Genomic DNA, 14,087 nt, shown 5'->3' with positions numbered 1-14,087 from the left:
CACATGACTAACGAATCGATCCTGCCCGTGCTGGACAAGAATGACAGCCGCCGCGACTTCCTGCGCGCCGCCGGGGGCGTGTCCGCCGCCGTCGCCGGTGCCGGACTGCTCGCCGCCTGCGGTGGCAACAACGCCAACCCCGCCCCTACTCCGACGCCGACCCCCACGCCGACCGCGTCGGGCACGCCGACCCCGGTGCCTAGCCCGGCAACCGACGCGGACATCCTCAACTTCACGCTGAATTTCGCCTATCTTGAGGCGCAATATTACAGCTATGCCACGACCGGCGCGGGCCTCGACGCCAGCCTGCTGGGCGGCAGCGGCACCCCCGGCGCCGCGACCGGCGCCCGCCAGCGGACGTTTGAGGACGCGACGATCGGCCGCTATGCCCGCGAACTCGCCGCCGACACCCGTGCGCATGTCGCCTATCTGCGCGGCGTGATCGGTTCGACGGTGATCGCACAGCCCGCGATCGACCTCGGTGTAACCGCCACCAGTGCCTTTTCGAACCTTGCCCGTACCGCGGCGCTTATCACCACCGCATCGGCGACGTTCGACGTGTATGACAGCGACGACCGCTTTCTGCTCGGCGCGTTCGTATTCGAGGATGTCGTCGTCACCGCATGGCGGGGAATCATCGCCTCGCTGGCGGGCGCAGCGTTCCTCGATGCCGCCGCGGGGATGCAGGGGGCAAAGGCTTATCATGCGGGTCTGATCCGGCAGGCGCTCTATCGGCGCGGCATCGCCACCCCGACGCTGATCGACGCGACCGAGGCATTGTCGACTGCGCGCGACAATTTCGACGGCGCGGCCGATATTGATCAGGGCGTGCGGCCGGCCAACAACGCGTCGAACATCGTGCCGACCGACGGCAGCGGCATCACCTATGCCCGCGCACCCGCGCAGGTTCTGAACGTCGCGTACCAGACGCGCAGTTCGGTTGCGCTCGGCGGGTTCTTTCCGGCAGGTGTCAACGGGCTGCTGAAGACCAGCGCCGCGATCTGACCTTTCTCCGGGGATAGCGACCGACCATGGCACCACCACCGTCTGCCGCCGACCTGTCCCCGGACCGTCGCCCCAGCCTTCCCGGATCGTTCCGCACCGTGCCCGTTCCGGCCGGTGCGGGGCAGTTCTGGCGCAAACTCGGCGCCTTTGCCGGCCCCGGCTATATGGTCGCGGTAGGCTATATGGATCCAGGCAACTGGGCGACCGACATCGCCGGTGGATCGGCGTTCGGCTATACGCTGTTGTCGGTCATTCTGTTGTCGAACGTCATGGCGATGGTGCTGCAATCGCTGTCGGCAAAGCTTGGCATCGTCACCGGCCTCGATCTGGCGCAGGCGTGCCGCGAATATTATCCCGCGCCGATCCGCTGGGTGCTGTGGGGCCTGTGCGAGCTGGCGATCATCGCCTGCGATCTGGCGGAGGTAATCGGCACCGCCATCGCGCTGCAATTGCTGTTCGGCATCCCGCTGGTCTGGGGCGTGTGTATCACCGCCGTCGACGTGATGCTGATCCTGCTGCTCCAGCAATATGGCTTCCGCAAACTCGAAGCGTTCATCGTCGCGCTGCTGATCGTGATCGCCGGCTGTTTCGCGGTAGAATTGTTCCTTGCCCAACCCTCGATCGCCGCGATCGCAGGCGGCCTGATACCGCGTGCGGAGATCATCACCAATCCCGCGATGCTCTACATCGCGATCGGCATCCTCGGCGCGACCGTCATGCCGCACAACCTTTATCTGCACAGTTCGATCGTGCAGACGCGCAGCTTCGACCGGTCGCCCGAGGGCCGGCGCGAGGCGGTCAAGCTCGCCACGCTCGACAGTTCGATCGCGTTGATGCTGGCGCTGTTCATCAACGGATCGATCCTGATCCTCGCCGCCGCCACCTTCCACACCGCCGGACGCACCGACGTGGCGGAGATACAAGACGCCTATCAGCTGCTGACGCCGATGCTCGGTGCGGGGGCTGCCAGCATCCTCTTCGCCGTCGCGCTGCTCGCCTCAGGGCAGAATTCGACAATCACCGGCACGCTAGCCGGGCAGATCGTAATGGAGGGGTTCCTCAATATCCGCCTCCCGTCATGGCTGCGGCGAATCGTCACCCGCTTGATCGCGATCGTACCAGCGGTCGTCGTCGCCGCCCTTTATGGCGAAAGCGGCACCGCGCAACTGCTGATCGCCAGTCAGGTGGTGCTCAGTCTCCAATTGCCCTTCGCCGTCTATCCGTTGGTGCGCTTCACTGGTGACCGCGGCAAGATGGGCGACTTCGCGAACCGACCGATCCTCGCCATCGCTGCGTGGACGATCTGCGCGGCAGTGATCGTGCTGAACTCGGTGCTGTTGTATCAGGTGGTCACGGGCTGATCCGCGCCTACGCCTGATCGCCCTGCGCCCGCACGAACTTGCCCAATACCCGCCCGCGCACCGCACAGGCGTCGCCGCCGTCGACACACAACAGCAGCAACGCATCGTCACCGACCCGGTACCAATACTCGTCGCCCTTCGCGCCGCCCAGCCCCAGATCGGTCAGTTGGGTCAGTCGATAGGCCGGTGTCACACATGCCACCGGCACCCGCACAACCGTCTGCCGCCCCACATAATCGCATCCGGCGGGCATCTGGAACGCGGCCGCCACGACCGGCTGGCTGGGATAGCGGTGCATGTCCAGCACTCCCTTCGCCGCCCCGCCGAACGCAAGCAACAGCAGCAGCGCCGCCGCACCGATTTCGAACAGCACCAGACTCCGCTTGCGCGCGACTTCGACCATCGATCCTTCCCCTTCCTGAACTGGCAAACGGTAGGACAGGAGGGTTAAGAAGGCGTTCGCCATTCCCGGCTGGCAGAACTTTCCTACAATGCCCGCCGATGCGACAAGGGCCATGTTCTTTGACAGCGCCGCTCCGATCTGCAGCCAGTGTCGCATTCGATGTCAACATCGACATCGGCAACACCACCTAACCAACTTAGATTACTATCTTTGTTGGAAGGATACCCCGTCCTGCGACACCAACTTCGTGTCAACTTCGTCAACTTCCGCCACTGGACAGCCATTACGGTTGCGCTATGAAACTCATATGGCGCTCCCTCCCCTGTTCGACACGCTTGCCCTTCCCGTGATCGGCTCGCCGCTCTTCATCATCTCCGGCCCCGACCTCGTCATCGCCCAGTGCAAGGCGGGCATCGTCGGCTCCTTCCCGGCGCTCAACGCCCGGCCGCAGGCGCAACTCGACGAATGGCTGCACCGCATCACGGAGGAACTGGCCGCACACGACCGCGCTCATCCCGACCGCCCCGCCGCCCCCTTCGCGGTGAACCAGATCGTCCACCGCTCGAACGACCGGCTCGAGGCCGATCTGACCACCTGCGCCAAATGGAAGGTGCCGATCGTCATCACCTCGCTCGGCGCACGTGAGGATCTGAACACCGCTGTCCATGGCTGGGGCGGCATCACCCTCCACGACGTCATCGACGACCGCTTCGCGCACAAGGCGGTCGAGAAAGGCGCCGATGGCCTGATCCTCGTCTGCACGGGCGCGGGCGGCCATGCCGGCCGGTTGAACCCCTTCGCCTTCACCCAGGAAGTCCGTCAGTGGTTCAACGGCCCGCTCGCTTTGTCCGGCGCGATCGCCAATGGCGGCGCGGTGCTGGCCGCACAGGCGGCGGGGGCCGATCTCGCCTATGTCGGCTCGCCCTTCATCGCGACGACCGAAGCCAATGCCGTACCCGCCTATAAACAGGCGGTCGTCGATGGCCGCGCCGACGATATCGTCTACAGCAACCTCTTCACCGGCGTACACGGCAACTACCTGCGAGCCTCGATCGTCGCCGCCGGCCTCGATCCCGACGCCCTGCCGCAAAGCGACAGTTCGGCGATGAATTTCGGTTCGGGTGCAAAGGCGTGGAAGGATATCTGGGGCGCGGGTCAGGGCATCGGCGCGGTCGACGCGGTCATCCCCGCTGCCGATCGCATTGCCCGCATGGCTGCGGAATATCAGGCCGCCCGCGCCCGCCTGCTATAGCCGCGTCGCCAGCCGCTCGAACATCGCCCGTGCGGGACTGGCCGCCGGGGGCGCGCTGCGCGACCGTTCGATCCGCTCGGCGCGGCGGTACAAATCCATGCTCGCTTGGATCAGTGCCTGCGTTCCCGCTGGCATCGTCGCCAGCGCGTCATCCTCGGTTTCCGGCCCCGCGGGCAATGCGCGCATCGGATCGTCGCCCATCTCTACCGTCATCTCGCCCGCATCGATCGCCTTCTGCGTCAACAGCCATGCGATGACATGCATCAGCCGAGTGGTGATTTTCAATGACTCGCAGGACAGCACGACCCGCGCCATCGGGTCGAGCATCGCGCGTTCGGCCAGCCCGCCCTGATCGAAATAGGCCCGGGCCTCGTCGGCCAGCACCATTGCCTCGACATACATCGAATCGATCAGTCGGCGATGCACCATCGCGCCGTTTGCCGGTACGTCCATCGCTATAGAATGCCACGCAGTCGCGACTCGCGAAAGGGGCGCTCGATCACGCCTCTGTGCCGACCGTCCCCGAACGCGACGATCAGGCGATAATGTCGGGGATCAATTGGTCCTCGATCGCCGCCATCTCGTCACGCAGGCGCAATTTGCGGCGCTTCAGCCGGGCCAGCTGCAACTGGTCGAGGTGAGTCGCCGATGCCAGCGCCGCGATCGCGTCGTCGAGGTCGCGGTGCTCGATCCGCAACAGGCCCAGCCGCTGTTCAAGGTCCGATTCGTCCATCGCCCGCCATTGTCACCTGCCGCTCGGGCGCTGGCAACGGTCCGTCAGCGATTTTGACACGTCATGTCGAAAATCCCATCCGACATGGCGACATTCGCCCGGTCCTGTGTTTTACTCAGTCCCCCAACAGCCAAGCAGGAGGATGCAACGATGCAGTCTGCCCACCTCACCGCACTCGAAGCGAAACATGCGACGCTCGACCGACAGATCGCGGTCGAAACCCAGCGGCCATCGCCGGACCAGTCGCTCTTGTCGTCGCTCAAGAAACGCAAGCTGCTGGTGAAGCAGGAGATCGCGTCGCTGTGACGCAGCGCGCGGGGTCGGTTACCGGCCCCGCGCTTCGCATCCGCGCTATTCCTCGCGCGAGACCTTTTCCTGCCGTTCGTGGCGGCTCTGCGCCTCGACGGTCATCGTCGCGATCGGACGCGCTTCCAGCCGTCCCAGCGCGATCGGTTCCCCGGTCACTTCGCAATAGCCATATTCGCCATCATCGATCCGGCGCAGCGCCGCCTCGATCTTCGAGATCAGCTTGCGCTGCCGGTCGCGGGTGCGCAATTCGATCGACCAGTCGGTCTCGCTCGATGCGCGGTCGGTCAAATCCGCCTCACGCAACGACTCATTCTGCAGATGCGCCAGCGTATCCTGCGACTCGCGCAGGATCGCATCCTTCCATGCCAGCAGCTTGGCCCGGAAATAGGCTTGTTGCCGCGGGTTCATGAACGGCTCGTCCGCATGGGGGCGATATCCGTCGTCGTTTGCCGGCGGCGGTATGTCGAGAGGTTGTGTCGTGTCGCTCAAAACCGTGGCCATCCCCAATCTCCGCCCCGGAGCTTCCCCCCGACCAAATCGGCAGGGCGCCCCCTCTCATTCGTCCGCGCGCCTATATCGGGCGGAGGGCGGCACCACAAGCGTTCAGGACCAACCGACGAAATGCCCGTTGTTCACAGGGTTAACCCGACAGGTTTCCTTATGGGCCTACGTCCCTTTACGGTACGTTAACCACCATCCGCTGCTGGCATGTCATCACGTTCCGAAATAAGGCTGGAATTTGAACCCGCGACGGTTGTGTTTTACACTTTGTTTTGCCTTGGTGGCGCAAGTCGATCCGATCACCGCGGTGATCGTTGATTCTTATGGAAGATGGTGTGGCATGTCGGTAAAGATGGCCCTTGCGAAACTGTGCGCATGTGCCTGCGGTGGCGCGGTCATCGGCGGTGGCGCGGTACACGTCGCTGAATCGGCCCAAAACCGGGAAATCACCAAACGCGCGATCACCAAGCGCGCCATCACCAAACGCGCCGCTCCGCGCCCGGCCCCGCGTCGGGTCGTTACCCGCGTCGTTACGCGGACCACCAATGTCTGCCCGCCAACGGTCGTGACCGTTGCCAGCCAGGGAGCCCCGGTTCCCCTGCCCCCCGCCTTCACCGGTGCGGAAATGCCGCCCATGACGGGCGGTGGCGGTTTCGGCGGTGGTCCGGTGCTGGTCGGTGGCACGGGTGGCGGCGGAATTGGTGGGGGCTTCTTTGCCGGCGGCTTCTTCGGCGGCGGGGGCTCGGGCGGCGGGTCGAGCGGGATCGTGGTCTCGTCGACGTCGAGCACCAGCGGTGGTTCGACATCGACTTCCTCCGGGGGGTCGGGCGGCTCGTCCTCTTCGACCTCGTCCGGCGCGACGTCGTCCTCGACGTCCTCGGGCGGATCGTCGACCAGCACCGGCGGCGTATCGAGCACCAGCAGCACCTCGTCCGCCTCGGGCGGCAGCAGCGGCAACGTCTCATCATCGTCCAGCGGAAACGTGTCGTCCTCGTCGAGCGGGAACGTCTCATCGTCCGCTTCGTCCAGCGGCGACGTGTCGTCGTCGACCTCCTCTTCGTCGAGCGGCAATGTCTCGACCAGCACCTCCTCCGCGTCGTCGGGATCGACCAGCAGCTCGACGTCGACCTCCTCCTCGTCGAACGGCTCGTCTAGCAAGGGCTGGAGCTCGAATGGCGGTTGGAGTTCGAACGGCAGCTCACATGGCAAACCGCCGCCCGGACCCGACGGTCCGACGCCGGTGCCGGCACCGCCAATGCTGCTGCTGTTCGGCGGTGCCGCCGCAGCGCTGGTCGTTCGCAAGCGCTTCGCCCGAAAAACCACCAACGCCGCATAGGGGACCGCGCAGCAGCGCGCGGTCCCTGCGCCGGTCAGGCGGCCGAAATCAGCTTTTCGATTTGATCGACCGGATGGCCGGTCAGGTCCTTGTCGAGTTCGCCGGTCAGCCGGTCGCTGACCGTCTTGTGATAATGTTTGCGCATCTCGCCCAAGGTCTTGGGCGGCGCGACGACGATCAGCGCTTCGAACTCGTTCGCCAGCGCGCGCTTGCGTAGCAGTTCGGCGGCATCGGCGGCGAAACGATCTTCGGCCTGCTGGTGATAATCGGTTTCGCCCATGCTGCCGCCGCCCTGTGCGAAATTGCCGCCGCGGATCGATTGCGCCTGTCCGGCGGCATCGGTCTTCTGATGCCGATCGGCAGGATTGGCCTGCATCGCCTGATCCTCGACGATCAGGTTGGGCGCATTCGCATCGCCTTCGTTGCGGAAGAACAGCATTTTGCGGCCATCGGCGACCAACACGCACGCGTCATGGGGTATCCGCATTCCATCTCTCCTCGGGTTTCGCTGCCGGCTGAACGCACCGGCATCGGCGGCGGTTGCGGCTTGCATGGCTGCGGATCGCTCGCCATAGCCCGGCCATGCACGATATCCGCCTGATCCGCGACGATCCCGCCGTCTTCGATGCCGCCCTTGCCCGCCGGGGCGTCGAGCCGCGATCGGCGGCTTTGGCCGATCTCGACGAACGCCGCCGCGCGCTGCTGACCGAAGTGCAGGTCGCACAGGCGCGCCGCAACGAAGCGTCGAAGGCGATCGGTGCAGCCAAGGCGAGACGCGACGAGGCCACCGCACAGGCGCTGATGGCCGAGGTCGCCGCGCTGAAGGAGCGGATGCCCGCGATCGAAGCGGAGGAAGCGGCCCTTGCTGAAGAACTGAATGCCAGCCTCGCCGCGATCCCCAATTTGCCGCTGGCGGACGTGCCGCAGGGCGCCGACGAAAACGACAATGTCGTCGAGAAGACGGTCGGCGATCCGACTGCCTTCGGATTCGAACCGCGCGAACATGACGCGATCGGCCCGGCCATCGGCCTCGATTTCGAAACCGGCGCCAAGCTGTCGGGTGCCCGCTTCACGCTGGTGCGGGGGGCTGCGGCGAAATTGCACCGCGCGCTCGGCCAGTTCATGCTCGACACGCTGACCGGCATCCATGGCTATGAAGAGGTCGTGCCGCCGGTGTTGGTGCGCGGCGACGCCCTGTTCGGCACCGGCCAGTTGCCCAAATTCGCCGAGGACCTGTTCCGCACCACCGATGATCGTTGGCTAATCCCGACCGCCGAGGTATCGCTGACCAATATCGTTGCCGGACAGATCCTCGCCGAGCGCGAACTGCCGCTCCGCTTTACCGCGCTTACCATGTGCTTTCGCTCGGAGGCGGGCGCTGCGGGGCGCGATACGCGCGGCTTCATCCGCCAGCATCAGTTCGAGAAGGCGGAGATGGTGTCGATCACCACTCCCGATCAGTCAGATGGCGAGCATGAGCGGATGACGCAGGCGGCGGAGGATATTCTCAACCGCCTCGCCCTGTCGTTCCGCCGGATGAAGCTGTGCACCGGCGATATGGGCTTCTCGGCGGCGCGGACCTACGACCTCGAAGTCTGGCTGCCGGGTCAGGGCCGTTATCGCGAGATTTCAAGCTGTTCGACCTGCACTGATTTCCAGGCGCGGCGGATGAACGCCCGCTACCGCCCGGAGGGGGAGAAGACGACGCGCTTCGTCCATACGCTCAACGGATCGGGTCTGGCGGTCGGCCGCACGCTCGTCGCGGTGCTGGAGAATTACCAGCAGGCCGACGGCTCGGTCCTCGTGCCCGAGGCACTACGCCGCTATATCGGACAGGACGTGTTGACCCCGGCGGGTTGAGCAGGGAACGGGGGGCGACGATGGGGTTCGCGACACGGGCTACGATGGCAGCGGCGCTGATGACTGGCGCGAGCGGCTGTATCCCGTCCAATCCAGGCCGCGTCGCGCAGGCGCAGGAATCGCCTCCGACGGTCGCGCCCGGCACGCCACCCGCCACCGAACCGCAAGGCGAAGGCGTCACGGCGCTGCCCTCGCCGCCGCCCGCATGGGAAGCGAAGCGGGTCGAGCCCAATGCCCGCAGCGTCGCAGCCAGCAGCTACGTCGTCCGCCCGGGCGATACGCTGCGCGGCATCGCGAACACTACCGGCGCCGGTAGTGAAGCGATCGCCCGCGCGAACAATCTGTCGCCGCCGTTCCTGATCCGCGCGGGGCAGCGGCTGACCATTCCCGGCGGTCGCTACCACATGGTCGGACGGGGCGAGACCGGCATCGCCATCGCCCGCGCCTACGGCGTCGACTGGTCGCGCATCGCCACCGCCAATGCACTCAGCGAACCGTTCATCCTGCGCGCCGGACAACGTATCCTGATCCCAGGAGACGCGACGCCACGCTCAGCCGCCGAACGCGCCGCCGCGTTCCAGCTCGACATCGACGACATTCTGACCGGTGGCGAACCGGCGATCGAGCCGAACGCCCGCCCCGCCCCCGCCGTCACCTCGCCGCGCCGGGTGCTACCGTCGACCGCCGCGGTCGCGCCGCCCAGCAGCAATCCTGGCACGCTGATCTGGCCGGTCGATGGCCGCGTGTTCAAACGCTTCGGCGCGGGCGACAGCGGCGAACGCAACAACGGCATCAAGATTGCGGTGCCGCTCGATACGCCAATTGCCGCTGCCGCCGCCGGCACCGTCGCTTATGTCGGCACCGGCGTGCCGGGTCTCGGCGGCGTGGTCATCATCCGCCACGGCAGCGGCCTGACCACCGTCTACGGCCATGCCAGCCAGTTGCTAGTCCAGCGTGGACAGGCGGTGAAGAAGGGACAGAAGATCGCATTATCGGGCGATACCGGCTATGCCGAGCGCCCGGCGGTCCATTTCGAAATCCGGTCGGGTCGCACCCCTATCGATCCACTGTCGCGGCTGCCCCGCCAGTGACGCCGCCCACCCGCCGCGCGATCCTGCGCCAATCGTCGCCGCTGCCGGTCTGGGCGTCGATCCTTTGGCGGGTGGTCGCGGTGCTGACGCTGGTCGGTATCGCCGTTGCGGTCCACTGGTTCGATCGGGAAGGACTGCGCGACAATTACGACGGGCGGGTGAGTTTCGCCGACGTCATCTACTTCACGATGATCTCGATCACCACGACCGGCTATGGCGATATCGCACCCGTCACCGAACGCGCGCGACTATTCGATGCGTTGATCGTTACACCGATCCGGGTGTTCGTCGTGCTGCTGTTCATCGGCACGACCTATCAGTTCGTCCTTCGGCGCAGTTGGGAGCGTTGGCGCATGGCGCTGTTGCAAGACAAGCTGACCGGGCACATCGTCGTGGCCGGTTTCGGCAAGACGGGATCGGAGGCGATCGACGAACTTATCGCGCGTGGCGAGGACCCGCGCCGAATCGTCGTCATCGAACCGGTCCAGGCGCAACTCGACGCCGCGCAGAAGCTCGGCTGCATCGTGCTTCAGGCGGACGCCACACGCGACGCCACGCTGAACGACGTCTGCATCGCCCGTGCCCGCGCGCTGATCGTCGCCACCGGTCGCGACGACACGTCGGTGTTGGTGACGCTCACTGCTCGCCACCTTGCCCCCGACCTGACGATCAGCGTGATCGTGAAGGCAGAGGATAATGAATTTCCCGCCCGTGCCGCCGGGGCGACGACCGTCATCAATCCGGTCAGCTTCGCCGGGCTGCTACTCGCCGGATCGTGCCGGGGACCGCATATCGCCGACTATATGCTCGACCTAGCCTCGATCGATGGCTCGGTCGCGCTATCCGAACGGCCGGTCGCCCCGCACGAGGTCGGTCAGCCGCTGTCGGCGATCACCACCGGCCTCGGCCTGCGCGTCTATCGGCAGGGTGGCAAGATCCGGTTCGACAGTCCCGAAGCCCGCAACCTGCAACCCGGCGACACGATCGTCGAAGTGGTGACCCGATAATGCCCGACGCTGCCCGTATCTGGCCGATCGTTCTGCTGATCGCCTCGAACATTTTCATGACCTTCGCATGGTACGGCCATCTGAAGCACAAGGGCGCGCCCCTGTTTTTCGTGATCGTCGTCAGCTGGGGCATCGCCTTTTTCGAATATTGCCTCGCCGTCCCCGCCAACCGGATCGGATCGCAGGTCTATTCGGCCGCACAGTTAAAGGGGATGCAGGAGGTCATCACCCTGACCATCTTCGCAATCTTTTCGGTCGCGTATCTGGGGCAGAAGATCACGGTCAACCACATGATCGGCTTCGCGCTGATCGCGGGGGGCGCCTTCTTCCTGTTCCGGCAATGATCTGACCCTGGCACCCGCCCGCGTGAGCGGAGCAAGGGGCGTTCCGCTGCCCCTATCATTTTTCGCCGAAATCGCTATGTGACGCGGCGATCATGGCAACTCGTCTTCCTTCGCCCCCCCGTGTCGGGATGGTTTCGCTCGGCTGTCCCAAGAACCTGGTCGACAGCGAACGCATCCTGACCAAGCTGCGCAGCGACGGCTATCAGATGTCGCCCGACTATGCCGGGGCTGACGTGGTGCTGGTCAACACCTGCGGCTTCCTCGATTCCGCAAAGGAAGAGTCGCTCGAAGCGATCGGTGAGGCAATCGCGGAGAATGGCCGGGTCATCGTCACCGGCTGCATGGGGCAGGAGGCGGAGACGATCCGCGCCCGCTTCCCGCAGGTGCTGGCGGTCACTGGCGCGCACCAATATGAACAGGTCGTCGACGCTGTCCACGAAGCGGCACCGCCAATCCCCTCGCCCTTCGTCGATCTGGTCCCCGAAAGCGGGCTGAAGCTGACGCCGCGCCACTACAGCTATTTGAAGATTTCGGAAGGCTGCAACCACCGCTGTTCGTTCTGCATCATCCCGTCGATCCGCGGCGACCTTGTCAGCCGTCGTCCCGACGCGATCCTGCGCGAAGCGGAAAAGCTGGTCGCCGCCGGCACCAAGGAACTGCTGGTTATCAGCCAGGACACTTCCGCCTACGGTATCGACATCCGTCGCGAATCACGTGCGTGGAAGGGACGCGAGGTCGTGCCGCATATGACCGATCTCGCGCGCGAACTGGGTCGGATCGCTCCATGGGTGCGGCTGCATTATGTCTACCCATATCCGAATGTCGACAGCATCATCCCGCTGATGGCCGAGGGGCTGGTCCTCCCCTATCTCGACATTCCGTTCCAGCATGCCTCGCCCAATGTGCTGAAGGCGATGAAACGCCCGGCCAACGACGCCAAGGTGCTGGAGCGACTTCGCGGCTGGCGGGAAGTCTGCCCGGATATCGCGATCCGCTCGTCCTTCGTCGTCGGCTTTCCGGGCGAGACCGAGGCAGATTTCCAGTATCTGCTCGACTGGCTCGACGAGGCGCAGCTCGACCGGGTCGGCGCGTTCCGCTTCGAACCCGTCGAGGGTGCCGCCGCCAACGCCCTGCCGGATCCGGTACCCGAAGCGGTCAAGGAAGAACGCTACGCCCGGATCATGGAAAAGACCGCCGCCATCTCCGCTGCGAAACTCGCCGCGAAGATCGGCCGCACCGTTGACGTCATTATCGATCAGGTCGGCGACGAAGGCGGCGCTACCGGCCGCAGCACTGCCGACGCGCCGGGCATCGACGGCGAGGTATTCCTGCGCGACGCCGGGCATCTGGCTCAGGGCGACATCGTGAAGGTCGAGGTCGAGGATGCCGACGAACACGACCTGTACGGCGTTCCGCTAAACTAAAACTCCCCGGCACGGGGAGGATTGCGTTTTGCGCGCGCCACCCCCACCATCACGGACATGACACCGACGATTGTCGCCGACCGTGGGCAGCCCGCCCGTACCATTCACCTGATCCCCGCCGACTTCTTCGACGCATGGCTCGCCGCACAGCCGCCGCGAGTCCGCGCTGCGGCCACCGCCCAGCGCTTGCTCGCAAAGGCCGGCAAGACTGCGACGCTGCCCGGCGAGCAGCCCGACGACTGGTCGGTCGCCACCGTCGTCACCGACCCGACGAAGCTTTTGGCCTGGGATCTGGCCCATCTGCCGGCCCTGCTCCCGCCCGGCAGCTATCGCCTCGCCGGCGGTACGCCCGGCCCGGCCAAGCTCGGCTGGGCGACCGCGCAGTATCGCTTTACCCGCTATCGCAAGGGCGAGGACGATGCCCCGCGCGTCCTGCTCTCCAACGAACCTGCCCGGATCGACGAGGCACTCCGCCAGGCCGCCGCCACTGCGCGCGTCCGCGATCTGGTCAACACCGCCGCTGCCGATCTTGGCCCGGCCGAACTCGCGACGGCCGTCCGCACTCTGGGTGACGCCCATGGCGCGACCGTCGCCGTCACCAGCGGTCGTGACCTCGAAACCGGCTATCCGATGATCCACGCCGTCGGCAAGGCCGCTGCCAAGGGCCGCGAACCGCGCCTGATCGAACTGGTCTGGGGCAACCCCGCCCATCCGCGCGTAGCGCTGGTCGGAAAGGGCGTGTGTTTCGACAGCGGCGGGCTCGATATCAAGCCGTCGTCGGGCATGCGGCTGATGAAGAAGGATATGGGCGGGGCGGCGCATGCGCTGGCGCTGGCAGGGCTGGTAATGGAAACCCATCTGCCCGTGCGGCTTCACCTGCTGATTCCGGCGGTCGAGAACAGCGTCTCGGCGGACAGCTTCCGCCCAGGGGACGTGCTCGCCACGCGCAAGGGGCTGACGGTCGAGAACACCAATACCGATGCCGAGGGCCGGCTGGTGCTGGGCGATGCCCTGACCAGAGCGTGCGAGGAACATCCCGAACTGCTGGTCGACTTTGCCACGCTGACCGGCGCAGCCCGCGTGGCACTCGGCCCCGATCTGCCCGCGACCTTCGCCAATGACGAAGCACTTGCCGCCGATCTGCTGGCGGCTGGAACCGCCGAGGACGATCCATTGTGGCGCATGCCGCTATGGGAGGGCTATGACGACATGCTGAAGTCCGACATTGCCGACATGGTGAATGCCCCCGAAGGCGGCATGGCCGGGGCAGTCACCGCTGCGCTGTTCCTGCGCCGCTTCGTGACGCCGGGTACCGCGTGGGCGCATCTCGACACCTTCGCATGGCGCGCCAGCGCCAAGCCGGGTCGCTCCAAGGGCGGCGAGGCATACGGCCTGCGCGCAACTTGGCGGCTACTAAAGGACCGCTACGCCCGCCCCTAACCCCTCCCCGCCCCGCGGGGA

The 14,087-nt window shown here is 65.8% G+C and carries 16 protein-coding genes; 10 read left to right on the top strand and 6 right to left on the bottom strand.

Annotation, left to right across the window (positions count from 1 at the left end; all coding sequences use genetic code 11):
* The first annotated feature begins 3 nt into the window (after window positions 1–3).
* Window positions 4–1,005 (top strand): ferritin-like domain-containing protein, encoded by a 1,002-nt coding sequence (locus tag AAIO73_RS01500; protein WP_345875705.1) that lies wholly within the window; start codon window positions 4–6, stop codon window positions 1,003–1,005.
* A 26-nt stretch (window positions 1,006–1,031) separates the two neighbouring features.
* Complete coding sequence (locus AAIO73_RS01495; RefSeq protein ID WP_345875704.1) at window positions 1,032–2,366, top strand: Nramp family divalent metal transporter; 1,335 nt, start codon at window positions 1,032–1,034, stop codon at window positions 2,364–2,366.
* Between the two features lie 7 nt (window positions 2,367–2,373).
* Here AAIO73_RS01495 and AAIO73_RS01490 read toward each other — a convergent pair whose 3' ends face one another.
* Window positions 2,374–2,925, bottom strand: a complete 552-nt coding sequence (locus AAIO73_RS01490; RefSeq protein ID WP_345875703.1) for a hypothetical protein — start codon at window positions 2,923–2,925, stop codon at window positions 2,374–2,376.
* A 151-nt stretch (window positions 2,926–3,076) separates the two neighbouring features.
* Here AAIO73_RS01490 and AAIO73_RS01485 point away from each other — a divergent pair, with 151 nt between their 5' ends.
* Window positions 3,077–4,021, top strand: a complete 945-nt coding sequence (locus AAIO73_RS01485; RefSeq protein ID WP_345875702.1) for an NAD(P)H-dependent flavin oxidoreductase — start codon at window positions 3,077–3,079, stop codon at window positions 4,019–4,021.
* Here the strand turns inward: AAIO73_RS01485 and AAIO73_RS01480 are convergent.
* Entirely contained in the window at window positions 4,016–4,474 is a 459-nt protein-coding gene (locus AAIO73_RS01480) for a DUF1465 family protein (RefSeq protein ID WP_345875701.1), read from the bottom strand. The two genes, AAIO73_RS01485 and AAIO73_RS01480, sit on opposite strands and share 6 nt — an antisense overlap.
* Window positions 4,475–4,556: 82 nt before the next feature.
* The gene (locus tag AAIO73_RS01475) at window positions 4,557–4,754 is read right to left on the bottom strand and encodes a YdcH family protein (RefSeq protein WP_345875700.1); all 198 of its coding nucleotides are present in this window, start codon (window positions 4,752–4,754) and stop codon (window positions 4,557–4,559) included.
* Between the two features lie 150 nt (window positions 4,755–4,904).
* On the opposite strand from AAIO73_RS01475, the gene AAIO73_RS01470 reads away from it, so the two are divergent.
* Window positions 4,905–5,060: a YdcH family protein gene (locus AAIO73_RS01470; protein WP_242115403.1), complete on the top strand. Its 156-nt coding sequence runs from the start codon at window positions 4,905–4,907 to the stop codon at window positions 5,058–5,060.
* Between the two features lie 45 nt (window positions 5,061–5,105).
* On the opposite strand, the gene dksA is transcribed toward AAIO73_RS01470, so the two are convergent.
* The 3 genes from dksA to AAIO73_RS01455 form a co-directional block, all read right to left on the bottom strand.
* Window positions 5,106–5,564, bottom strand: a complete 459-nt coding sequence (gene dksA, locus AAIO73_RS01465) for an RNA polymerase-binding protein DksA (protein ID WP_242115402.1) — start codon at window positions 5,562–5,564, stop codon at window positions 5,106–5,108.
* A 321-nt stretch (window positions 5,565–5,885) separates the two neighbouring features.
* Window positions 5,886–6,866, bottom strand: a complete 981-nt coding sequence (locus tag AAIO73_RS01460; RefSeq protein WP_345875699.1) for a hypothetical protein — start codon at window positions 6,864–6,866, stop codon at window positions 5,886–5,888.
* Between the two features lie 68 nt (window positions 6,867–6,934).
* Entirely contained in the window at window positions 6,935–7,387 is a 453-nt protein-coding gene (locus tag AAIO73_RS01455; RefSeq protein ID WP_242115400.1) for a host attachment family protein, read from the bottom strand.
* Window positions 7,388–7,482: 95 nt separating this feature from the next.
* On the opposite strand from AAIO73_RS01455, the gene serS reads away from it, so the two are divergent.
* The 6 genes from serS (at window position 7,483) to AAIO73_RS01425 (ending at window position 14,066) form a co-directional block, all read left to right on the top strand.
* Window positions 7,483–8,760 (top strand): serine--tRNA ligase, encoded by a 1,278-nt coding sequence (gene serS, locus AAIO73_RS01450; protein ID WP_345875698.1) that lies wholly within the window; start codon window positions 7,483–7,485, stop codon window positions 8,758–8,760.
* Between the two features lie 44 nt (window positions 8,761–8,804).
* Window positions 8,805–9,851, top strand: coding sequence for a peptidoglycan DD-metalloendopeptidase family protein (locus AAIO73_RS01445; protein ID WP_345875697.1), 1,047 nt, complete (start codon window positions 8,805–8,807; stop codon window positions 9,849–9,851).
* Window positions 9,848–10,858 (top strand): potassium channel family protein, encoded by a 1,011-nt coding sequence (locus AAIO73_RS01440; RefSeq protein ID WP_345875696.1) that lies wholly within the window; start codon window positions 9,848–9,850, stop codon window positions 10,856–10,858. The genes AAIO73_RS01445 and AAIO73_RS01440 overlap by 4 nt, the downstream gene beginning before the upstream one ends.
* Entirely contained in the window at window positions 10,858–11,202 is a 345-nt protein-coding gene (locus AAIO73_RS01435) for a DMT family protein (protein WP_056451668.1), read from the top strand. Before AAIO73_RS01440 ends, AAIO73_RS01435 begins: the two co-directional genes overlap by 1 nt.
* Before the next feature lie 92 nt (window positions 11,203–11,294).
* Window positions 11,295–12,626: a 30S ribosomal protein S12 methylthiotransferase RimO gene (gene rimO, locus AAIO73_RS01430; RefSeq protein ID WP_345875695.1), complete on the top strand. Its 1,332-nt coding sequence runs from the start codon at window positions 11,295–11,297 to the stop codon at window positions 12,624–12,626.
* A gap of 48 nt (window positions 12,627–12,674) precedes the next feature.
* Window positions 12,675–14,066 (top strand): leucyl aminopeptidase family protein, encoded by a 1,392-nt coding sequence (locus AAIO73_RS01425; protein ID WP_526023755.1) that lies wholly within the window; start codon window positions 12,675–12,677, stop codon window positions 14,064–14,066.
* Window positions 14,067–14,087: the final 21 nt, after the last annotated feature.

This window comes from Sphingomonas epibiotica (assembly GCF_039615155.1).
Taxonomy (GTDB): Bacteria; Pseudomonadota; Alphaproteobacteria; order Sphingomonadales; family Sphingomonadaceae; genus Sphingomonas.
This window is presented reverse-complemented; position numbering and strand designations above follow the sequence as displayed.